Here is a 23,024-nt window from a genome sequence, read left to right on the forward strand (position 1 = left end):
AGTTGTAAATACTAATGACTAATGACTAATGACCAATGACCAATGACTAATGACTAATGACCAATGCCCAATGCCCAATGCCCAATGAATAATAAATTTATTCGCCCACATCGTCTAGAACATAATGGCAAAGGACTTTATCTAATTCTCTAAACGCCGGCTGCTGTAGTTCCCCAGAAAGAAGTTCTACTAAATGGCGAAGATGCAATGCCTCACTTTGGTCAAGAGTAATTTGCGATAGCAATATCTGTTCTATGTGTTTAGCCAAGCGTGAACCTTCCGCAAAGCCAAAAATGCCTAACGCTCCCCCTAGCTTATGTGCTGCATGGTACGCTTTTTTCCGTAATTCTTCAGAGAGATTGTTGGCTTGTAATTCGAGTGAGGCTTGTTGGAGAATTTCTAAGCGATCGCTACTGTGTACTTTCAGCCTCTCCCACATAACTGTCAATGCCTCTTTAATCTGTGGCTTTCTTTTGCTTTGGCTTTGTTTTGTCTTTGAGGCTACAGAAGGTTTTTCTTCAGATGCAAATACTTTCAGACGATAACCCAAACCATAGACTGTTTCAATAAAATCAGTTGGTGCGCCAGCTTGGGTTAGTTTCTGCCGCAAACCTTTGATGTGAGCTGTCACTGTATCTTCTTTGGGTGCTTCTTCTACAGACCACAGGTGGTCTAAAATTTCACTGCGACTGAAGACAATATGTTCATTACGCAGAAAAAGCTCCAGTAAACGATACTCTTTAGGCGTTAAATTCAAACCATGACAACCATAAGTCACTTCACAGCTACCAGGGTCAATACGCAGTTTTTCCCATTTCATTACTGACAATATGGGTGAATTTCGTCGCCGCAATAAAACGCGAATTCGAGCTAATAATTCTGAGACTTCAAAAGGTTTAACAACATAGTCATCTGCTCCTGCATCTAATCCCATCACTTTGTGAGTGCTAGAATTTTGGGCTGTAAGTAGCAGTATAGGTGTTTGATAGTTATGGGAACGTAACCTCTGACAAAGTCTTATGCCGTCCAATTTAGGCAGGATGATATCTAGCAAAATTAAGTCATAGCTAAAAGTTTCTACTAGCTCCCAACCAAGCAAACCATCAGCAGCAATATCAACTACATAGTGTTGATTACCAAGAACATTTTCAAGTGTTTTGGCAATACATTCGTCATCTTCAACTAGTAAAATTCTCATTCTAGATCACCCTACTGTACCTAAACGCTAGGACTTCATCAGAGGGAAAACAAATAATTAGGGAACTCCAAGAAATAAACCATTATATAGGATAGACAAGATGCCCAGCCTAACAAAAAAATATTGGCGAATTTTTTTTGGCAGTCCCTTAGCAATAATCAAAGTAGAAAAGTTTTACCTCAGAAAAAATCTGTTCAACCAAATTTACATTTGTTTACTTATTTTGATAATCAAATGTAATTTATATAATATTCATTTGTTAAGACCTCCATTTCTACCTGGGGGTACTAGCATCTGTGATGAACAGAAAGCTTTGCATCGAGCAACTCTAATTCAAAATCCATTATTGACTGTTCTTTGACACAAAAGTTATACAGCTTCAACCAAATTTATATTTGTTTACTTATTTTGATAATCAAATGTAGTTTATATCATATTCATTTGTTAAGACCTCTATATATAGAGCGGTGATTGAAGAGACTAAGGATAGGTCTTTCCTCTCTAACCCTTGTGATGAATATTGTGAACTTTTATGAAAATACGAACTTCCTTCATTGGTTCTTCATGTTTTTCTTTTATTGTTCCTTTTCATCGACCTTGAAGTAGTTTTTGTCTCAGCGGCTTTGGTTTGAGTGCAAAAGATTATTCTGTCGTCTCCGGTTTTAGAAACTGTGGCGATAGAGAATTCCTATTTAATTATGCAAGGATCTATGTAACATGACGCCAAAGTCAGACAGCATAATTGCAACTTCGACTGTTAGCGTAGGCGAGGCAGTTAGAGCAGCGGCTCCCACCGATGTTAACTGTCATGGGGTGCGGGTTACGCCTGCAAATCACAATCTTCAAACAATACCAACAAACATCTTAGAAAGACGCGAAAAGATTAGTTTATGGGAAAAGTTTTGTTCGTGGGTAACCAGTACTGAAAATCGGCTGTATATTGGCTGGTTTGGCATACTGTTGATTCCTTGTGCCTTAACAACCACCATTGTTTTCATCATTGCTTTTATTGCTGCTCCGCCAGTAGACATGGACGGAATGGGTTCACCAATTTCCGGTGCTTTATTCGACGGCAATAATATCATCTCAGCCGCTGTAGTACCGGCATCGGCTGCGATTGGTTTGCACTTTTACCCCATTTGGGAAGCTGCTTCTTTAGATGAGTGGCTTTACAACGGCGGTCCTTATCAAATGATTGTGCTGCACTTTGTGATTAGCATCATTTGTTACCAAGATCGGGAATGGGAATTGAGCTATCGCTTAGGAATGCGTCCCTGGATTTCTCTGGCGTTCACTGCTCCCGTTGCTGCTTCCGTCTCTGTATTCTTAATTTACCCAATTGGGCAAGGCAGTTTTTCTGCGGGAATGCCTTTAGGGATTTCTGGTACTTTTAACTTCATGTTGCAGTTTCAAGCAGATCACAATATTCTGATGAGTCCCTTACATCAGTTAGGGGTGATTGGGGTATTAGGTGGTGCAATGCTGAGTGCGATGCATGGTTCTTTGGTGACATCGACCTTGATTCGTACCAACGAAAGCGACTCAGAATCGATTAATGCCGGATACAAACTCGGTCAAAAACATCCAACCTACAACTTTAAATCTGCTCAATTCTATCTTGGGCGGTTGGTATGGCGGCGGGCAAATTTTCCTAACTCTCGCAAATTGCATTTCTTCCTAGCGGCTTTTCCAGTAGCAGGAATTTGGTCTGCCGCTTTAGGGGTTGATATCGCTGCGTTTAACTTTGAAAAACTCACATTTGATCAGCCAGAAATCAAAAGCCAAGGACGAGTTATTAACACTTGGGCAGACACAATTGATTGGGCTAATTTGGGGATAAAAGTGGCAAGCGAAAGCGATCGCCGAGTTTATAACTTCTCTGAAGATTTAAGTACAAGGGAACCAGTACCGTTGAGTTTTGAATTTTAAATTACTTGGGAACGCTCTTTCATAGCATTTTGGATTTTCCTCGTTCCCACCCTGAGACTATTGGTGACAACTTAGAGCGATTGCCAAAGTCAGCGTATGGACATGAGTTAAACGTCGAAATGTCAGCAGAACTGATTTATGTATAACCAGAGGTGAGTTATTTGTGAAAGGGGATGAGGGAGCAGAAAAGCAGAAAAACAGGGGAGCAGGGGAAAATAACCAATGCCCCATGCTCAAATTAGTCATGCAAGATTTTCTCAAACAGACAATTATTGCTCCCATAGTTGGGAATATTGCAATTGCTTTTTTTTCTGTGCTTGTAACGTTGTTGAAAACCTTTTTTCCTAACTCAATATCGGGCACATATTTACAACTGTTTTTCTAAAAGTTATACCAATTTGAAAAAAGAATGCGACAAATAGACTCTTTGTAGAGACGCAATTCATTGCGTCTTTACCCAAGAATGTGTTGCAATCATTAATTGAATTGGTATTAAAAGCCATGAATTCAAAACTCCTAAGGTCAATAATTATCAGTACGGATTGTTCATCCTACTAACAAAGGACAAAATTGTGAAACGAGTATTTGCTTTAATTTTGGGAATTTTTCTCTGGCTTAATATTGCCCCCACAGCTTTAGCGGAGAACACTATATTAGTACCTTGTGCCGAATCGTCTACATTTGTAGAACGAGTGCAAAATGCTGCTGATAGTTATTATACGACAAAGCCATTAAAGGCTTATTCTCGGTTACTCTGTGGCGAGGATGGTTTACCTCATTTAGTTCTTGACCGCTTCAGCCTTGCCCTTGACGTGCTGATTCCCATAGTGATATTTCTCTATATTGCAGGTTGGATTGGCTGGACTGGTCGTTCCTATTTGCGGGCAATTCAAAAACTTGGTTCCCAAGAAGAAAAAGAAATATTTATCGATGTACCACTGTTCGTTAAATGTATGATCTTGGCTTTCCTTTGGCCAGCATCAGCAGTTCAAGAATTTCTCAGTGGTGACTTGGTTAATAAGGATGAGGAAATTCCAATTTCAATTCGCTAAAGGTTATTGACAGTTGATGGTTTTGATTAACTATTAACTGTTAATTAACCTTAGGAAAATGACTGAATGTCAATGTAAACTTAGTTGATTTAGGAGAAAAACATGGAGTCACGTTATTTGTTGAAATATCTCACAATGCTTCCTGTAGTTGCTACATTAGGAGTGGTTATTTTAGCAGTGATTTTCATTGAATTGAATTACATTTTTCCTGGGTTACAATATGGGACTTTTTTCCATCCTCTACCGTAAATCATTTGACTTTTGCTAATGAAAAACTCCACGCCATTTGCGGGATGGAGTTTTTGGGCATGGGGAAGATCGTACCGCCACAATGCCCTGCTTGGCCCAAGCGACGGGGGGAACAACCTCATCCACGCCACTTGCTCTCTGGAGTTTCCCGTCGCTTTCTGCCTCCTGAATATTAATGCAAAGAGAAAAGAGTTTCCCAGTCAATCACAGGCAGTCTTTGTCCTTGGTTGACTATTTCAAAAATTTTTCTAGAGCTACTTGGCTGAAAAAGGCATTCTACACAAGCGTTTGCGACATCAATCCGGCTGGCATCACCCGAAAGTGTATCCCCAGTGCCTATGACTACACCGGATTTACCCCCAGTTTTTGCCTTCAGGAGGGTGTTGAGATCGTATGAGGTATAGGGCCCGTCAATGAGGCGTCCTGGGCGGATAATGGTGTAGGGCAATCCTGAATTAATAATGGACTCTTCGCCTTTTTGTTTGGCATCCAACACGCCAAAACCATTAAGAATACTAAAAGGAAACTGATTTTTACGGAGAATTCCACAAGAAGAGACAAAAACGAATCGCTTCAAATTCTGGGGTGCTGCTGCTACTAGATTGCTGACACCTTGAGCATCAATTTTTGCCGGACTATTCTTTGCTTTTGCTTCACTAGATTTGGGATTAAGAAAAATAATTCCCCATTCAATCAAGTTCGGGGATTGGTCAAACTCCCATCGCGCAGAGGGAAAGGCGGTGGTTCCAGTACAATTTATGATGTGGGTAACACCTGGCATTGCAGCTGGCAATGTAGCTGGCTGGCGGATATCGCCAACGGTAATTTCCACTCTTTGGTTAAACATCTTTTCAGCTTTTGCGGCATTGCGTGTCAAGACACGAACTTTCAAGCCTTTCTCCAGCAGCTTGCCTACCACTAGTTGCCCTACTCCACCAGTGGCACCAGCAACTAGTACCAAATCTTCGACTGAAGTTTCAAAAGAAGTCATAAATTGCCTTTGAGATAGTCTATTTTTAATCTACTCAAAAAATGCGATGTCTACGACGGGCTACACCTACGAAATAACCGCTATGATCGGCTTTTGATTGTCGGGGGATTTCCCGATAATTCCAGCAGTAGTAATTGCTATGAGCAAGTGTCCCAAGAAATTGCTAAACGCGAAGGTAACAAGTCTCTTTCACTCAGATGTTGAGCGATATCACAGAGAGTTGACTAGCCGTTGCAAATAGCTAATCTGCACGCTCTTGAGATTCTAGTATTTGGTCTGGATCATTAAATTGTGTTCTTGGGGGAGTAGGAACAATTTTTTTATTAGATGATGTATTGGCTCTCCAGGAAATAAGTTGCCCACTTCATTAAACTGAAGGCTAGCCAGTGCGGGATGTTTGAAGACAATGCCTCCTTTTTGGCTTCATTCTTCATTCAATGAGAACTGACGATAATCTTATACTGCCCTCTGTAGACTTTGCAGGTAGACTACTTGTCCGACTTTTAAGTTTTTGATCCAGTTCATCATAGGGGAAATTGCCCCTAAATTGTTCGGTTCTACCACTGTCACCAATACATAAATAGGTATAACCTCTTAATAGTAGTGAAATGTCTAACCTAGACGCTGTTAGTCGCTCTTGAATTAAGGGGTGAAAACCTGTGTACGAATGGATGTTGCCAAGCCTGAGCGAAATCTTGGCTGAAAATCAATCAAGTGTAGCAGAATGTTTACCTGCTAAAGCAGAGCAGCAGTGGCGTGTCAGCCTCGCAGCGACAGAACATTTGCTATTAAATACTTTAGCATCCCCTTCAGTTGACACAACCCAAGGATTAGTTTTAGCTGCACCAGCACCCTTATTTAGTCAGCCAAAACTGACTCAAAGTTTACAAACAGTAACTTTTACGGCAAAACCATTTAACCCCTTGGCGCTGATGCCATTTCAGATGCCAGGTGCAATCACGTCTGTTAATGAAGAAATTGCTCCTCATGAATCGGTACTTCCTTTACTACCTGCCGATCCGCTGGGGGCAGAGCAGTTTTGCTTGGTTTTTACAGATAAATTTAGATTAGTACTAGTTTTAGCAACCCACAAAAACGGTAAAAAAACTTTTTCATTTTCTTTTGAGCCAGAGGTAGTGCAGCAGGCTTGGCGATCGCTAGGGGCACGGGTAATGCTGGCTAATCCAGAATTTTTCGCCCGCTTGGACGCATTAGTAGAACAGTATTCTCCGGTAGCACCAGACTACCGGATGATGATTCACTTTAGTCAGTTATTGCTTCAGGAATTAACAGAATCAGAAGAGACTAGAGACTCTTTACTAGGTACTGAGGAAGAAGCTCTTGAGCACGGGAGAAGAGTTATCCCTCAATGCCCAATGCCCAATGCCCATTACCCCTTATCCCCAAAGGGGGTCCCACCTTCCCCAAATCCTGACGTAGAATTGCTCCAAGCCTTTGCTCACGAAGTCCGCACACCTCTAACAACTATTCGCACCATGACTCGTCTGTTGTTAAAGCGGCGAGACTTAGATGCTAGCGCGATCAATCGCTTAAAAATTATCGATCATGAGTGTACCGAGCAAATTGACCGCATGGAATTGCTGTTTAAGGCCGCAGAACTAGAAACTACTGCCTCAGCAAAATCGTCAAAAACTCAACTCACGCCGATGTCTTTAGATCAAGTGTTGCAGCAGAGCATTCCTCGTTGGGAACAAGCAGCGCATCGGCGGAACTTAACTTTAAATGTTATTTTACCCCAGCAATTACCGACAGTGGTAAGTAATCCTACCATGCTGGATCAAGTTCTTACTGGTTTGATGGAAAATTTTACTCGCAGCTTACCTGCTGGCAGCCATATTCAAGTACAAGTTATCCCAGCGGGAGATCAACTGAAGTTACAATTATCGCCGCAATTGAGGTGCAAAGATTCAAATAAAGCCACCATACCTGCAACGCCACCAATTCGCAAAGCTCTAGGTCAACTGCTGATGTTCCAACCAGAAACAGGTACGATTAGTTTAAATATCGCTGCAACCAAGCATTTGTTTCAGGCGATCGGTGGCAAACTAATTGTGCGTCAACGTCCACACTATGGGGAAGTGATGACGATTTTCCTGCCTTTAGAAGTTAGCAATAAACAGAAACCGACGGTCATGAATTAGAGATATAGCAATCCTAAATGAAATTGTGAAAATTTTTGTTATGGTTGTCCTTGGTCAAAAGTCCTCTCTTACAAAGTTAAGGCAGTCTGTTGGCGGGGTTCCCCCGCTTAAAGGAACTGCCGTCTGATGCCTGCGGCGGGCTGCGCGAGAGCGTGGAAACCTCCGCTCAACGCCAGGAAAGCCCAATTCGGGAAACCCTTTCCCTTGCGACTGGCTCGACTTTGCGCTTTGTCATTTGTGACTACAACGGACAAATGACTAATGACTAATGACATGAAACAAAATACTTTTCCACGCATCTAACAAATATTTCTACACCCATTGCCAAGGCGGTTTCGTCAAAATCAAACCGGGGATGATGATGGGGATATGCTAAGTCTTTCGCGGAGTTAGCAGAACCCAGAAAGAAATAACAACCAGGAACTTCTTCTAAGAAAAATGACATATCTTCAGCAGCCATAGTTTGACATTCTGGCACAATACCTAGAGGAGTTTCTACCACTTCTTCTACTACAGATCGCACTAGTTCTGCTATTTTAATATCATTAATTACTGGTGGATAAAGTGACCAATATTCTAAGTCATAATTTGCACCATGACTCTGACAAATTCCAGCAATAATCTGCTCGACACGCTGGTTAAAAAAGCCTTTCAAACTAGGATTAAAATATCTGACAGTGGCACTCATTTTTGCTGTATCAGCAATCACATTACGCTTGGTTCCAGCGTGAAGTTCTCCCACTGTCACTACTGCTGAATCAATAGGATTAACATTCCGAGCGACAATGGTTTGCAAAGCATTGACGATTTGGGCAGCAACAACAACGGAGTCAACAGTTTGATGGGGTAGTGCGCCGTGTCCACCTTTGCCCAAAATTGTGCAGTTAAAGCACTCCACAGCTGCCATCAACGCCCCAGCACGCACACCCACTGTTCCTAAAGGCAAATTATTCCACAAGTGCAAACCAATAATCGCGTCAACATCTGGATTTTTCAGAACACCAGCTTCAATCATCGGCTTTGCGCCTCCTGGTGATTCTTCCGCTGGCTGAAAGATAATTTTCACGATACCGGAGAAGTCTTGGCGATGCTGCTGGAGATAATAAGCTGTACCTAAAGCGATCGCTGTATGTCCATCATGTCCACAAGCGTGCATCACTCCATCATGCTGCGATTTGTACGGCACTTCGTTGAGTTCTTGGATTGGCAAAGCATCCATATCCGCGCGAATCGCTAAAACTTGGGGAGTCGTCGTAAGTTTGTTGCCTTTGATGATGGCAACAATGCCAGTGTGGGCAATGCCAGTTTGATGCTCAATTCCCCATTCTTGCAGCTTTTGTGATACAAATTCAGCCGTCAGTTTTTCTTGAAAACCCAACTCTGGTTGTTGATGCAATCGCCGCCGCCACTCTACAAATTGCGGTTGCAATGAGCGGATCGAAAGTCGGATACGAGATAGATCGACAGAAGAAGGATTGGGAAAGGTGGAAACCATTATGAAGACAAACTAGTTTAAGTACAGTTAATACCAATTTGAAAAAAGAATGCAACACATACAGCAGTTTTCATTTGCATGAAGTACTTTCGTTACGGGTTTTGAGGCAGAAGGCACGAGGCAGGAAGCAGGAGCGAAGAGGTAGAAACTCTTTATATCTGATAAATCAGTCCTGGATTTTGTATCTCACTTACTTGCAATCTGCTGTATATAGGTAAGACCTTTTCCCAACCTTTTCCAAGGCACCGAAAAAGGTGCGCGTTGGCGTATCATGTCGCAAACATTTTTTGAATTGGTATAACTTAGATTCTTTTCCCAGTTTAACGTGACTTGAACGAGTCTTCATTGACACTCTACTCAGCACTGAGTGCGGTCAAAAAGTTTCTAGTTAATAGCTGTTAATTTTCTCTCTAGGTCAAATAAAAATCCGTGGATATACTCCTCAGTCCATTCAGCACCATAGAAGCGTTTAAACATCCCTCGTGCTGGATCTTTTTCAGCCCGATATCGTAGGTATCGCAGTTGGGCTTGCTCAATAGCTGCTAAATTTTGGGAATCTGTTACAGCTTCTGCTTGCTCCACGAAATCTAGATAAGCTTTCAAATAGTCTTTGAAAGCGGCAAACACCTGAGTTTCTACGACAGCCGTTTCTTGGGGACGAGTCCACAGAAAAGCGGGAGAGAAAAATGGCTGTGCTTCTGCTGGAAAATCTCCTCCCCAAGACAGATGTTGTTGATGGGCGTGGAAAATGGGCAAAATTGGTTCAGTATATTTTGCCTGATATGCTAGATCGTCCCGAAATAAAGGTTGCATATCCAAAGCAATTAGATGTCCTCCTGGCAATGTCACCAAATCTGCCCCAAAAAATGGTAAATCGTAGTTGAGGTGGGGAAAAATCACAAAATTCAGCACTTGTAGCGAATTGCCACCCTGGACGTGAGCTGCCCGAATTTGCCGCAATTTTGAAGTTTGAAAGGCATAACTGGTGGTGACAACCTCTTCTTGATTCTTTCCCTTGCCCACAACAGCACTCTTAGACTCAAACCCAGTGGGGATAGGATAGGGCTGTAAATTCAAACGCGATCGCATATAGGCGATCGCATAATCGAGAAATGGCTGATAGAGTGTCACGTCGCTTCGCTCCGAATTCAAAATTCAAAATTCAAAATTCAAAATTAATAATCTCTAATGCCCAATCAGTCATCTTTTGCAAATTCAAAATTAATAATCCCTAATGCCCAATCGGTCATCTTTTGCTGGCACCGACTGCTAAAGGAACAGCATCTTCAAATAAGAATTCATGGAGAAAGCGCTCTGCCCATTCATGACCAAAGTAACTGCTAAATAAACCAGATGCTGGATCGCGGTCTGCACTATATTGGTCATAGTCTTTTTGGGCTTTGACAATTTGCTGGATATCTTCAGGGTCTTGCAGCGGTTCGGCATCTGCTAACATTTGCCAATACAAGTTTAAATAATCCTGAAAAGCTTCAAAAACTCGCGTTGCCACTGTTTGGGGGTCTGTTTTGGCAAATAATAGGTATTTAGAAAAATACTGGTTGGCATCGTAAAACTTCATTTCTAAGTTTTGTGCCAAATCTGGGTATTTATCATGAAGTGATTTTAGCGGAACTATATATTTTTTTTGATAATCTTCATCCTGAAATAAAGGTTGAAAATCAAGCACAATCAGGTTTTTGACTTTACCAAAGGATAAAAAATCAATCCCTAACAGAGGTAAATCGTAGTAATGACTGGGATAAATTACGCTGTTAAAAATTTGAGCGCTTTCCCCAGCATCAATGTAGGTATAGCGAATTTTCCGCAACTCTTGACATCGGTAACACCAACTGCGAATAGTTGCTGGGTTTCTGCCGCGATCGCTAACTTTGAATTCCAAACCAGGGGGAATGACCCTACTTTGTAAATCAAACCGCTGAAATAGCTCTTTTTCTAAAAATTCCAGGAAAGGCTTATACATGGAGCATGATTTGTTAACCCTTGCATGAAAATAAGTGATGGCAATCATGCACGTCTCATTTATGAGAAACAAAGCAACATTCCTTAATGGGACATTGGGGAGGCAGTGCGTTGGGCGGCTTTGCCGACTTGAAGCAACTGCCGTCATTGGGCATGGAGAAGAGACAAGGTAGACGAAGAAGAGGGGGGAGACAAGGAGAGAAGTCTGAGCGCCGGCTTCCGGCGTTGGCGTAGCCCGCCGTAGGCATCAGAACTTCGGAGAGAGACTTGTTCAATAATTCCTCCTTGTCCCCCTTGTCCCCTTCCTCTGTTCCCCTGCCTCTTTTGCTCCTCACTAACGCCTAGCATGATTGCGACTGATCATTTGCTCCAAGACTTCTTGGGAAACACAGCGACGCTCGGAACAATAAGTCATTAAGTTGATTCCGTTCATCATTCGCACAGTACTGACCCTGACACGAAAATCATCCGTAATAAACCAACAACGTTCCTGACCTTGATTATTGTCATAGTCAGTATCAATTGTCAGCACTCCATCATCGGCAAACCGATATCGGCTCACAACCGGAATGCTCTCAACATAGCCTTGGTTGCGAATCAGTTTTCCAGAACGCCTCGTTTCGTCGGGAACATCAACCAAAATCGCAGCATTATCGGTATTCAGTAGCCTGGTATCTAGGTTAGCCTGCCATGCAAAGCTAGCACCGCTTGTTGCTTTACTAGGATCTATCCCTTGGGCTTTACAAACTTCTTGGACTTTCGGATCGTCCTTTTCCATAACTTTTATAATCAAATTCGACTCCCCCGACTCATCCGCCGCCGAGTCAAAATGATGAACGGAGCGTTCCGTAAACCATGTACCTTCACTTTTACGGAAGAAGTCGATCATTGTTAAAGGCGGTATTATATGCATCTGTTTTGAAACCTCGTTTGATCAAATTTTGGCTTTATTAATACTGAGTGATGAGATGAAGTCCCGATTTAGCTAAAGTGTAGAATAACTCCAAAAGTGATATTTTAATCAGCTGATGACAAATAGTGAAATTCAACTTATTACAAGCGTTCGCCCCAGTCCAACTCCAGAAATCTTAACAGCCCTCAAAGCCGGAACCCTTGTAGATTCGATAGATTTGTACCAATTCAATCTCAGGGAAGTCGATTTACGACAAGCTAACTTGAGTAAAGCCAAGCTATTAGGAGCCGACCTCAGTGAGGTGGTATTAAGTAATGTCGATTTGAGCGGAGCAGATTTGCGAGGCGCTAATCTGCAAGGAGCCGATTTGAGTGGGGCTAATTTACAGGGAGCCTATTTAAACCGTGCTGACCTCCAACAAGCAAATCTCAGTGGCGCAAATTTGCAAGAAGCCAAACTCCAAGTAGCACGTTATGATTCACAAACGAAATGGCCCGAAAAATATAATTACAAAACTTCTGGAGCGGTAGGGCCAGGTGCTAATCTCAATGGTGCTTTTCTCAATACAGCTTCTTTACGAAATGCAGATTTACAAGGTGCTAATCTGCGTGGAGCCTACCTGAGTGGCGCTGACTTGACAGGAGCCAATTTACAAGGTGCTTATTTGAGTGGTGCCGATCTCACAAAAGCTTATTTGACAGGGGCTTGCTTACGAAAAGCTCGATTGACTGGAGCCGATTTGCGGGATACAGACTTGCGAGCAACTGATCTCAGTGATGCAGAGATAGAGAATCTTCTAAGTATCGCTGGGGCAGATTTTACTCTTGCTCAAGGACTCACAGAAACAGCTAAAGCTATGCTTTTCAGCCGTCCACATTCAGAACTCGACGTTTGGAACGCCTATACCCGCACAACAACTCGTGAAAGTTTGAGTGCTTGACCGTACCAATTTGAGATTTGAGATTTTAGATGCAAGCCGCGCTCTTTGTGGGCGAAATAAATCCAAAATCCAATTTGCGCTGACAGCGTAGTAAAGGTGCGACCCAAAATCAAAAATTGTTTAATTATACGGCGTTGCTGAATGGAAGTATGAATCAAGCGATCGCCTCAAGCTTGCGGGCGCACAGCGCCCGCAGCGCCACGGAACCGTACTTGAGATAATATATTACTAATCGAATTGAACATTTCAGCATTTCTTCGCTTTTAGAGTAGCAGAAAGTTTTCCGATGTAGGCGAACTAGATAATGCGGAGCCGGAGACGCTCCGCCTCCGGTCTTAAACGGCTATTTTCACCTTCTCCCAAGGGGAGACGCTGCGCGAACGACTCTTGTCATATATGTTTTGCTAACAATGTGGTATTCATTGTTAATAAAACAAGGATAAACTGCGAAGCCTCGTGTAACATAAAAATATGAATTCCAACATTTAATAATCAACCACAACAATTTAAATGTGTTAGAGCTCCTATCTCCCAAAACCCAAGCGAAAATCCCCGGATAATGCTCCTACAACTGCTGTGCACAGCCAAATTTGGTTTTTTTTACCAACAAAAGTTTCTAATTCATCTACCTGCGTCACTTCAGGTATTTCATCATTTGCTGGTGAATTCCGTAAAATCTTACCTGCTTTCTTGACCCAAGTTATTACAGTTGTATGATAGCGAAGCGTTAGCGAGTCCGCGAGCGTCTGCACATTTTTTAGCCGCTCTATAGCTCGAAAACCTAGACCATTCACATACATTTCTAAACACTCACGTTTTATTTCTTCAGAATAACCTTGCAAATCGTAAGCATCTATAAACTGACGACTACACTGAGCGCAAATGTAATGCAAGTTTACTTGCTTTTTTACTATTTTTGCGAATATGAGTTGATGCACACCTTGGACATTGCATAGCGATCGCTAGAATTCATACTTCAATTATGCAACGCCAATTATACCAATTTGAAAAAAGAATGCTACAGATACATACGGACATACCTTTGTTATGTCTGGTTTTCTTAATGCGTGAATTTTGAATTTTGAATTTTGAATTGGTATTAGTTGTTCTGTAGTGAGTTTACAAAGGCTGCCAGTTCTTTTTCAGGAGTGCTAAAAATGTCGCGTATCCTTCGGAAAAACCGGGCGGATCGGGTAGAAAATATTGTGGAAATTCTTTATACGATCGCCAAGGTTCCGAAGCATTATGCCGCAAATGTAAGGCACATTCTGAGGAACCTGGTAGTAGCCAAGTCATTTGACCAGTTTGGATATCAGTCACAAATGCCTCCTCATCTAGAAAAAGTTGATCTTTTATTCGAGATTTTGGCAAATTAACCGGATAATTTGGTCAAATTTAAGGTAAGGTAAAATATTTAATGTTTCTCTGATAAGTTTTCTCACAATAATTGCATTGCGGACAAACCTAAGTCGCTATTGTGGCAATAGGTCTTCTAAAGCAGCTCCAACAACTCGGTGATTCTCATCCTGTCTAAGTTGGTTAAGGGCTGCTTTAGCTTCTGGCTCATCAAATCGTTTGAGGGCATAGCTAACTCGCACGCGCATCCGCCAAGATTCATCATTCACCAACATTAGTATTTGGGATAATGCCGCAGCATGTTGGCTAGAATTAGTCAGTAAGCCAAGTGCATCAACAGAAGATTCCCGAACTGTGAAATCCTCATCTTTTAAACCCTGAACGCATATATCAAATAGTTCTTCAGGGCAATCCATTTCAGCGATCGCAGCCAAAATGCTCCGCCTAACTAGCCAGTGGTCATCCTGATAATATGCCAAAACTAGATGAGAAACTGCGACTCTGCCAAATAGCGATAAAGAATTTGCCGCCTCAGCCCGCACGTTGGGAGTATCATCAAATTTCATAATTTGCATCAAAGCCGCAAAAGATTCCGCTGATTGTTGATTACCCAAACCTCTAGCCACAAAAGAACGCACTAAAAATTCTGAGTCATGAAGTTTACTTGTAAGCAGAGGAACTGCAACTTCTGATTCATAATCATTGAGGGCAGTGATCGCCTTCAAACGATAGTGCAAATCTGGGTTCTTTAGTTCAGCTTGGATTTTATGGATTTCCATAAGTGCATTTGGTACAACTATTCTTTACTTTATTTTACAGATGTCACCAAATGGCGATCGCATTCTAAGAAGATTGAATTTAAGGGCATTGGGCATGAAAAAGAGACAAGGTAGACAAGTCAGAGGGGGGAGACAAGGAGAGAAGTCTAAGCGTCGGCTTCCGGCGTTGGCGCAGCCCGCCGTAGGCATCAGAACTTCAAAGAGAAATTTGTTCAATAATTCCTCTTGTCCCCCTTGTCTCCTTTGTCCCCCTTGTCCCCTGCTCCCCCCCAATGCCCCATTTCCTATTCCCTAAACTAATGACTCAATTAAACGAAACCGTTAAAGAATTAATCGCCAAAGCTAGAATTGTCAGCTTTGCTGATTGGGAACAGTCCCATCCAAAAGCTGCGATCGCTATATTTCAAGCTGCGGATGATGCTTTTCGCTATCTAAGCGATGAAGATTTATTGCAGATTATAGCCTTGTCACCGGATAATTCAGCCTTGATTCCTGTTGCTGTCTTATTACGCGATCGCGCAGCCGAAATCATTGATGAAGCTAGGGAGCAAGTTTTGGCAACTTATCCCGAAATTATCCAGCCTGGAGGCGGTCTTTATCCACCTGAACGTGCCCAAGCTTGCTGGCGAGATTTTTGGCATTTTCTTCGCTGTATTACTTATGGCATAGCAGGTGGCCATACTGAATATACAAATCCCACAGGACTACACCACATGAATTTGCTCTATCAGGAATTACAAGTTCCATTGGATGCAATGGTTTTAGGGTTAAAAAGCATCAAAGCTGCTAGTTTGAAACGCTGCCAAGGCGATCAGCAGCAAACTCTTGCTCCCTATTTTGACCATTTAATCAGCCAACTAGCTACTTTCCAAATTTGATAAGTTAAGTGGGCATGAATAATTAAAGGTTTGTAGTCATTCAGCTTTGACTAACAGACAATCTTAATTAATTTCACATTGCATAATATAGTTGAATTTATTCTTGCCCACTTACCCTGATAAACTTGAGTGGCTCGGCACAATTAATACTCTGGCTCAAGGAAATGGCACAATACCATCACTTGCATCCCAATTGCAAATCAAATACTAAAAAAAAGCTTAATTTTCTCTAAAGTATTATTTAACTTAATAAATTTTAATAAATATGGTTTCGGCATCGTATCAAAATATGTAAAGGCAAACGATGCAAAAACTTAAAATCATCACGACTAATAAGGATTTAAAGTCTCTATGTCCCCTACTTTGTCAGTATGATGTAAAGTTTTTTAACGTCTGCTGAATATTCTTCTCATAAAATTTAGTTGTTAAGTGGGAGATAGTTTGAATGGCTTTTGGACCAGCATCACGATTAGGGGTCGCTCTGTTTGAAGACACCGATCCGATTGATCTGTGGCCAAATCGCTCCAATGAGGATGTTGAAACCGTAATTAGAACTGTCTACAAGCAAGTTCTAGGCAATGCTTATGTAATGGAGAGTGAGCGGCTTTCTGTTGCTGAATCCCAACTAAAACAGGGTGAAATTAGCGTTCGCGGGTTTGTGCGTCAAGTTGGGAAATCGGAACTTTATCGTTCGCGGTTTTTTGATAGCACCCCTCGCTATCGGGCGATTGAATTAAATTTTAGACATTTCCTTGGTCGTGCGCCATTGGATTTAGAAGAAACGCGTACACACAGCACTATTCTGGATACCAAGGGCTTTGAAGGTGAGATTGATTCTTATCTAGACAGCGACGAATACCAAGAAACTTTTGGGGAAAACATTGTGCCTTATATTCGAGGCTACAAAACCGAAGCTATCGAGAGTTTGGTTCAGTTTACCCACTTATTCCAACTGGTACGTGGTTCCTCTAGCAGCAGCCTGAAAGGTGACTTAGCTGGCAAACAACCAAAATTAAACAGTCTGCTAATTCAAAGCACGCCTACTCCTGTGGTTTCACCAGCCAGCAAAGGCGCTGCATTCCGCAACCCAACATCTACTGCTCGCACTCGTCAGGGTGTGGGATCTGATGATGATGGTAAGGTCTACCGGATTGAAGTTACTGGCTACAAGGCAAATGTGGTAAATAATATTTCCAAATATCGCCGCAGTAACCAAGTCTTCTTCGTACCATACAATAAGCTTTCACAAGAGTATCAGCGGATTCACCAACAGGGTGGTACGATCGCCAGTATTACCCCTGTCAACTAAAGAATAGAAATTGGGGATTTAGAGATTAGGGATTGGGAAATAATTCCGCTATACTCAGTCTCTAGTCTTTTAATCCTCAGTGTTGATCGTTCCAGGATTTACGCAAAACTACACGCACTTAGAAGCAATACCTTATGGTAAGCTGCTTCTTTACAAGACTCTTTGCATAGCTTGCTTCTTTGTAGGGGTATAGGTTTACATAAATTTCCTTTACCTGAAAATCATTCTTTTCGGCTGTAGTTTGCGTAAATCCCAATCGCTCAAAAGTTAGCCAAAGCGATCGCTAATCTAGGGTTTGACTAATTTTGCCGTTAGTTGTGATATCCGAAGACATGCAACACACTTTCATAAATTAAAGTTACAAAAGCTAGTCAGTAGCAAAAATAACTGACAACTGATAGTAAATTCTACCTTTACAAGGGGTAGGATGCTCGGAAATTTAATTTAATTAGCGTTTTTCAGGAGATACTTCAATGTCACTTTGGGCTATTGATTCACCTACTGTTGAGCTGCGTCCGAACACCAGCGAAAGTGAATTACAAACACTGATTCGGGCCGTTTACAAACAGGTTTTGGGTAATGCTTACTTATTAGAAAGTGAGCGATTAGCCACTGCTGAATCACAATTGCGCGATCGCATAATCAGCGTCCGCGAATTCGTCAACGCCGTTGCCAAATCAGAACTCTATCAATCCCTGTTTTTCAACTCTTCTTCTCAGTATCGGTTCATTGAACTGAACTTCAAACATTTACTAGGACGTGCTCCTGCCGATCAAGCAGAGATTTCCGAACACGTCCGCATTTACAACGAACAGGGCTATGATGCTGAGATCGAATCCTATATCGATAGCAACGAATATCAGCAGAATTTTGGCGAGAATATAGTTCCCTATGTTCGCAGCACAAGTTCCCAAATCGGAATTAAGAATGTTACCTTTAACCGAACCTTTAGCTTAGTGAGAGGATTCGCTAGCAGTGATAGCGCTCGCAAAGCCAAACTGATTGGCGATATCGGTTCTAATTTACCCACATCCATCAAGGCTCCCGCCGCTGGTTCTAGTGTCAGCAGCACCGACAAACGCTTTTTGATTAAGGTTGTCAAAGGTGCAGGTAATCGCCGTACTCATCTGGGCAACCTGGAATATGTAGTAAACTACAACCAACTGTCTGGACAAGTGCAAAACATTCATCGCACAGGCGGCAAAATTATCAGTATCACTGAAGTTGCTTAGGTTTGTCTCAGTAAGGGAGTGGGGACAAATCAATTCAAAATTCAAAATGACGCTCGCGGACTCGCTCTAAGCGAAGCCATGCCGTTGGCAAAGCCTCTCGAAGAGAAGGCTTTACGCTGCGCTAACAAAATTCAAAATTAAAGAACTTCTGCCTCCTGCTTCCTGCCTCTTGTACAGACGCGATTAATCGCGTCTGTACTCCTAACTCTTATACAGATGTGATTAATCGCGTCTCAGCACTCCCCAATGCTGTTGTGGTCAAGCAGGCTAACATATAGACTAGGAGAATAACCTCCTTTTTAGCCAAGATATCTCTTGGGTTTTAAGTTACTTTTTTAAAATCATTTTTCTAATGGAAATTACTGAATTTTTTGAACTTTCTATTGGACGATGGCGATCGCAGCGTAGCGCTCATCATTTAGCATTCGCCCATTTTGAAGAAGTATTGTCTAACATTGAAATTGAGTCTTTATCCACCAACGATCCAGCAGTGCTAGCAATCTGTCAATTGTATGACACTGAACCCGCCAGTATCATTCATCCCTTTCGGATGACTTGGGAAGGTGAGTCAGACTGGGACGATAAACCAATCTCTGGTAGTAATGTGCTAGTACCAATTCCCGATGTCGAAAATCCTTCTAGAGGCAAACTCCTGCGCGACAAGGGTTACGCTGAAACAATCCCAGCAGTGGCTAAATATCATTTAAGTGACGATGGTATTTTTACCCTGCTAACAGAGTATGAACTCGCTGCTGCTGAGGAGCGAATTTGGTTTACCAACCCAAATCTCCGATTTCGGGTAGCGATGATTAAAACCAGTGATGGTAAAGGCGTGACAACAGCTTCCTTTTCTTCTGAGATTCGCTCTTTGTCAAGTTCAACTTAGCAATATCAGGTTAAAACATAAAAAGGTACAAGCTCCACCACTTGACGGCAGTTGCTCCACTTGGGGAGACCCCAAGACCGCACTGCCTCCTCTACTTGGGGAAACCCCAAGACCGCAGTGGCTCATAAATTTATTTATGGGGATTGTAATGTGTGAATTTTGAATTTTGAATTCGGAGCGAAGCGACGTGATAATAGCGCCCAGCGAATCTAGCACCAACGCTAGCGATTTGCTCACCTTAGCCTGTTGGATGGCAGGAGATTTTAGCAACTACAAGCAATCTTTTGCAAATCCGCAACTTTACGCCCATATTCACATTTATTTTCGTCCTTTACCCTTTGAATTTTTTTCTGGCATCGGTTTTTATTCTGAACAAGCTTACGATCACGATTTATGGACACCCTATCGTCAAGGAGTACATCGACTAGTCGATTGGGGCGATCGCATTTATATCGAAAATTACAGCTTGAAAGACCAGATGCTTTATGCAGGTGCAGCTCGTGAATTAGATATCCTCAAAACCATCACCCCAGAAAGCATCGAACGGCGTTATCACTGTTCAATGGTTTTCCAACGAGAAGGTGAAATGTTTCGAGGTAATGTAGAACCAGGTAATCAATGTTTGATTAAACGCAATGGATGCCAGACATATCTTGTCAGCGAAGTAGAAATAACCGAGCGTACTTGGATAAGTCTAGATAAAGGTATGGACATTGCATCCCACGAGCAAATATGGGGATCTACTGCTGGTCCATTACAATTTGAAAAACGGGAAAGTTTTGCTGAGGAATTACGTGCGGTGAGCGCCAGAAATGTTGATTCAGCTTGAATCTATTGAAACCAAAATGTTGCCTCCACTGGCTGAAAAAAAGATGCGCTGCTGGATTCGCAGCCGCCATTTGATTTGTTCGGGTAACTTTTTTATATTCGAGACATTGGAATATACAACGATTGAGAGATTTTCTGAATGCGTTGCTTCTTTAGGAGGGACAGTAATATCCGTTGACCCCATTAATAAAATCTGGATGGGCGATCATCGTCAAGTTATTTTATATCAGGCAAAAGCTAGTTTACATACACCTCATCATGATTTGAAACAATACTGGATAAAATACGGTGGTTTCTACACTAGATTTGATGAGCGTGTTTGAGAGTTACTATCCTGTAGAAATTTTTCTGACAGGCGTTTATACTCCAATTCAAAATTAAGTTTTGAATTTTAAATGCTCCCCAAGGGAGGTGACGGCTAATTGTTAATGTCTAATTGCTAATTTCTGATCGTGATTAGCTGTTAGTTATTAATAGTTAGCCGTCTAAGTTTGTTAGAAAATGTAACTAAAAAACTCCCCAAAAGTTGATAAGTTAATATCAGTAATCAGTAATTAGTAAATCTTAAGTAGGGTCTGTTATGGCTTTGCTATTTAATATTGCTACCCTACTAAAGAAATTTTATTTTTACTTGACAAATTACTCACTCCTACCCACACTAACCTAAGTATGCAAACCTTCTTAGACGAAGAAACCAGACGACGCCAATATCAAGCATTTCCCCAAACAGAACCCATCGAACTGTGGACTACTGCTTCAGTTGATGACATTGAAATTGTAATTCGAGCAGTTTATCGGCAGGTGTTAGGTAATGCCTACATCATGGAAAGTGAGCGGCTTGTAGTTCCAGAATCCCAACTCAAGCAAGGTATAATCGATGTGCGTGAGTTTGTGCGTCAGGTTGCCAAATCAGAGTTGTATCGCTCCAGATTTTTTGATAAAGTTTACCGCTATCGTGCAATTGAACTGAACTTTAAGCACCTGCTAGGTCGCGCTCCTGATGACTACTCCGAGACGAAACATCACAGCAACATTTTAGATGAGAAGGGTTTTGAGGCGGATATTGATTCTTATCTTGATAGCGACGAGTATCTAGATGCCTTTGGGGATAACATAGTGCCATATTACCGGGGTTACAAAACCCAAACGGGCAAAAAGATATTGGAATTTACCAATATGCTGCAACTGCTGCGGAGCAACTCTAGCAGTGATAAGAACTTAGCAACGAATAATGAACCTCAACTGGTGCGATCGCTAATTACCAACGCTCCTTACGGTAGACAAAAACTCACGGATATTAGTGCATTGCTGGCTGAAGTATTCAAGCCAAAGCCAGAAACTGCTGTTCCAGTTACTGCTGCTCCAGTTAATCCGTTTATTGCAGCTTCTACAGCAGCCGAGGAAAGCTTGCAGCAAAAAATTAAAGAGCAAGAAAGCCAGATTGCAACTTTGCAACAACGACTAGCAGACTTACGACCCTTTGCCACTATCGGGACAACAAAATTTAGTAGTAGTTGGGAGTCTTCCAGTTCCCCGACCAGCACAGGCGAATATACATCTTTGCAACAGCAAACTGACGCCCAAGAAAAACAGATTGCAGCTTTGCAAGAGCAAATTGATGATGCTCGACGGTCTGCGATAATTGGGGAAGCCCGGTTGAATAAGTGGCGCAGTCGCGTTTTTAATGGCTAATTTCTCTACTGTTTAATTTTATCGGGTGGGTTAAGCAAGTTTAACTCACCCAGCCCTCTTAATGCAAACAAATAAACTACTTTAGTAAAATTTGAAATTATTTCCCAAGATTGAATATACAGAAAATTATTTTGAAACTATTTCTCAAGATTGAGAGGCTATTTATAAAGTAAATCCAAAAGCAAGAAGAAAACTGTTTTGGTGACGATAAGATACCTTGACACAGTGTATTTACATAGTTGTTCATGGCACGAAAGTCTGAATAAAATGGTTTATCTAAGCCTTTTTACTGTAGGACTAACTCGCTATACGGTTAGTGATTGGAACAAGGCTATTACCAGCTTCAGTGATGCCCTAAAACAGGTTGAAGATCCTATTAAGGAGTTGGATCAAAGCATAGTCTATTTTTACCGAGGGCTTGCTTACTTTTACATAAAAGACTACGATCACGCCATTGCTGACTACAACAAAGCCCTGAAAATTGACCCCAACTTCGCCCTAGCTTACAACAACCGAGGGAATGCTTACTTTTACATAAAAGACTACGATCACGCCATTGCTAACTACAAACAAGCCCTGAAAATTGACCCCAACCTCGCCCTAGCTTACTACAACCAAGGGAATGCTTACTTTTACAAAAAAGACTACGATCACGCCATTGCTGACTACAACAAAGCCCTGAAACTTGCCCCCAACTTTGCCCAGGCTTACTACAACCGAGGGTTAGCTTTCAGTAACAAAAAAGACTACAATCACGCCATTGCTAACTACGAACAAGCCCTGAAAATTGACCCCAACTTCGCCCCAGCTTACTACAACCGAGGGTTAGCTTTCAGTGACAAAAAAGACTACGATCACGCCATTGCTAACTACGAACAAGCCCTGAAAATTGACCCCAACTTCGCCCCAGCTTACTACAACCGAGGGAATGCTTACTTTCACAAAAAAGACTACGACAATGCCATTGCTGAATACAACAAAACCCTGAAAGTTGACCCCAACTTCGCCCTAGCTTACAACAACCGAGGGTTAGCTTTCAGTAACAAAAAAGACTACAATTACGCCATTGCTAACTACGAACAAGCCCTGAAAATTGACCCCAACTTCGCCCCAGCTTACTACAACCGAGGGAATGCTTACTTTCACAAAAAAGAC

The 23,024-nt window shown here is 41.9% G+C and carries 21 protein-coding genes and 1 pseudogene; 13 read left to right on the forward strand and 9 right to left on the reverse strand.

Features of this window, described 5'->3' with window-relative positions:
* Positions 1 to 97: 97 nt before the first annotated feature.
* On the reverse strand, positions 98 to 1,198 hold the full coding sequence (locus V7K56_RS34500) for a response regulator (protein ID WP_334918254.1): 1,101 nt from the start codon (positions 1,196 to 1,198) through the stop codon (positions 98 to 100).
* A 717-nt stretch (positions 1,199 to 1,915) separates the two neighbouring features.
* Here V7K56_RS34500 and V7K56_RS34505 point away from each other — a divergent pair.
* The 3 genes from V7K56_RS34505 (at position 1,916) to V7K56_RS34515 (ending at position 4,428) form a co-directional block, all read left to right on the forward strand.
* On the forward strand, positions 1,916 to 3,127 hold the full coding sequence (locus tag V7K56_RS34505; protein ID WP_334918256.1) for a photosystem II q(b) protein: 1,212 nt from the start codon (positions 1,916 to 1,918) through the stop codon (positions 3,125 to 3,127).
* A gap of 572 nt (positions 3,128 to 3,699) precedes the next feature.
* Positions 3,700 to 4,179 (forward strand): Photosystem I reaction center subunit III, encoded by a 480-nt coding sequence (locus V7K56_RS34510; protein ID WP_334918258.1) that lies wholly within the window; start codon positions 3,700 to 3,702, stop codon positions 4,177 to 4,179.
* A 102-nt stretch (positions 4,180 to 4,281) separates the two neighbouring features.
* Positions 4,282 to 4,428, forward strand: a complete 147-nt coding sequence (locus tag V7K56_RS34515; protein WP_334918260.1) for a photosystem I reaction center subunit IX — start codon at positions 4,282 to 4,284, stop codon at positions 4,426 to 4,428.
* 172 nt (positions 4,429 to 4,600) lie between these two features.
* Here V7K56_RS34515 and V7K56_RS34520 read toward each other — a convergent pair whose 3' ends face one another.
* Positions 4,601 to 5,419 carry an SDR family oxidoreductase gene (locus tag V7K56_RS34520; protein ID WP_334918262.1) on the reverse strand — a complete coding sequence of 273 codons (819 nt, stop codon included), beginning with the start codon at positions 5,417 to 5,419 and terminating at the stop codon, positions 4,601 to 4,603.
* A 659-nt stretch (positions 5,420 to 6,078) separates the two neighbouring features.
* On the opposite strand from V7K56_RS34520, the gene V7K56_RS34525 reads away from it, so the two are divergent.
* Entirely contained in the window at positions 6,079 to 7,581 is a 1,503-nt protein-coding gene (locus V7K56_RS34525; protein WP_334918264.1) for a sensor histidine kinase, read from the forward strand.
* A 265-nt stretch (positions 7,582 to 7,846) separates the two neighbouring features.
* Here V7K56_RS34525 and V7K56_RS34530 read toward each other — a convergent pair whose 3' ends face one another.
* From V7K56_RS34530 to V7K56_RS34545, 4 genes are all read right to left on the reverse strand, one after another.
* Positions 7,847 to 9,076 carry a M20 family metallopeptidase gene (locus V7K56_RS34530; protein ID WP_334918266.1) on the reverse strand — a complete coding sequence of 410 codons (1,230 nt, stop codon included), beginning with the start codon at positions 9,074 to 9,076 and terminating at the stop codon, positions 7,847 to 7,849.
* Between the two features lie 384 nt (positions 9,077 to 9,460).
* The gene (locus V7K56_RS34535; RefSeq protein ID WP_334918268.1) at positions 9,461 to 10,228 is read right to left on the reverse strand and encodes a phycoerythrobilin:ferredoxin oxidoreductase; all 768 of its coding nucleotides are present in this window, start codon (positions 10,226 to 10,228) and stop codon (positions 9,461 to 9,463) included.
* A gap of 94 nt (positions 10,229 to 10,322) precedes the next feature.
* Positions 10,323 to 11,057, reverse strand: coding sequence for a 15,16-dihydrobiliverdin:ferredoxin oxidoreductase (locus tag V7K56_RS34540; RefSeq protein WP_334918270.1), 735 nt, complete (start codon positions 11,055 to 11,057; stop codon positions 10,323 to 10,325).
* 333 nt (positions 11,058 to 11,390) lie between these two features.
* Complete coding sequence (locus V7K56_RS34545) at positions 11,391 to 11,969, reverse strand: phycobiliprotein lyase (RefSeq protein ID WP_334918272.1); 579 nt, start codon at positions 11,967 to 11,969, stop codon at positions 11,391 to 11,393.
* A 115-nt stretch (positions 11,970 to 12,084) separates the two neighbouring features.
* On the opposite strand from V7K56_RS34545, the gene V7K56_RS34550 reads away from it, so the two are divergent.
* The gene (locus V7K56_RS34550; RefSeq protein WP_334918274.1) at positions 12,085 to 12,909 is read left to right on the forward strand and encodes a pentapeptide repeat-containing protein; all 825 of its coding nucleotides are present in this window, start codon (positions 12,085 to 12,087) and stop codon (positions 12,907 to 12,909) included.
* Between the two features lie 154 nt (positions 12,910 to 13,063).
* Here the strand turns inward: V7K56_RS34550 and V7K56_RS34555 are convergent.
* The 3 genes and pseudogenes from V7K56_RS34555 to V7K56_RS34565 all read right to left on the reverse strand — a co-directional run bounded on the left by V7K56_RS34555 (position 13,064) and on the right by V7K56_RS34565 (position 15,044).
* Positions 13,064 to 13,863: pseudogene (locus V7K56_RS34555) on the reverse strand (IS1 family transposase).
* Between the two features lie 165 nt (positions 13,864 to 14,028).
* Positions 14,029 to 14,229: a hypothetical protein gene (locus V7K56_RS34560; RefSeq protein WP_334918276.1), complete on the reverse strand. Its 201-nt coding sequence runs from the start codon at positions 14,227 to 14,229 to the stop codon at positions 14,029 to 14,031.
* Positions 14,230 to 14,381: 152 nt separating this feature from the next.
* Positions 14,382 to 15,044: a HEAT repeat domain-containing protein gene (locus tag V7K56_RS34565; RefSeq protein WP_334918278.1), complete on the reverse strand. Its 663-nt coding sequence runs from the start codon at positions 15,042 to 15,044 to the stop codon at positions 14,382 to 14,384.
* A gap of 299 nt (positions 15,045 to 15,343) precedes the next feature.
* Here V7K56_RS34565 and V7K56_RS34570 point away from each other — a divergent pair, with 299 nt between their 5' ends.
* From V7K56_RS34570 to V7K56_RS34605, 8 genes are all read left to right on the forward strand, one after another.
* Complete coding sequence (locus tag V7K56_RS34570) at positions 15,344 to 15,922, forward strand: phycobilisome protein (protein ID WP_334918280.1); 579 nt, start codon at positions 15,344 to 15,346, stop codon at positions 15,920 to 15,922.
* A 445-nt stretch (positions 15,923 to 16,367) separates the two neighbouring features.
* Positions 16,368 to 17,231 (forward strand): phycobilisome linker polypeptide, encoded by an 864-nt coding sequence (locus V7K56_RS34575; RefSeq protein ID WP_334918282.1) that lies wholly within the window; start codon positions 16,368 to 16,370, stop codon positions 17,229 to 17,231.
* A 473-nt stretch (positions 17,232 to 17,704) separates the two neighbouring features.
* Positions 17,705 to 18,463: a phycobilisome rod-core linker polypeptide gene (locus tag V7K56_RS34580; RefSeq protein ID WP_334918284.1), complete on the forward strand. Its 759-nt coding sequence runs from the start codon at positions 17,705 to 17,707 to the stop codon at positions 18,461 to 18,463.
* Between the two features lie 352 nt (positions 18,464 to 18,815).
* The gene (locus tag V7K56_RS34585; protein ID WP_334918286.1) at positions 18,816 to 19,349 is read left to right on the forward strand and encodes a phycobiliprotein lyase; all 534 of its coding nucleotides are present in this window, start codon (positions 18,816 to 18,818) and stop codon (positions 19,347 to 19,349) included.
* Positions 19,350 to 19,536: 187 nt separating this feature from the next.
* Entirely contained in the window at positions 19,537 to 20,178 is a 642-nt protein-coding gene (locus tag V7K56_RS34590) for a chromophore lyase CpcT/CpeT (RefSeq protein ID WP_334918288.1), read from the forward strand.
* Entirely contained in the window at positions 20,162 to 20,500 is a 339-nt protein-coding gene (locus V7K56_RS34595) for a CpeR family transcriptional regulator (RefSeq protein ID WP_334918290.1), read from the forward strand. The genes V7K56_RS34590 and V7K56_RS34595 overlap by 17 nt, the downstream gene beginning before the upstream one ends.
* 346 nt (positions 20,501 to 20,846) lie before the next feature.
* Complete coding sequence (locus V7K56_RS34600; protein ID WP_334918292.1) at positions 20,847 to 21,869, forward strand: phycobilisome rod-core linker polypeptide; 1,023 nt, start codon at positions 20,847 to 20,849, stop codon at positions 21,867 to 21,869.
* A 267-nt stretch (positions 21,870 to 22,136) separates the two neighbouring features.
* Positions 22,137 to 23,024: tetratricopeptide repeat protein (locus V7K56_RS34605; RefSeq protein WP_334918294.1), on the forward strand; the 888-nt coding region annotated here is incomplete at its 3' end.

It is taken from the genome of Nostoc sp., from assembly GCF_036917535.1.
In the GTDB taxonomy this organism is placed as follows: Bacteria; Cyanobacteriota; Cyanobacteriia; order Cyanobacteriales; family Nostocaceae; genus Nostoc.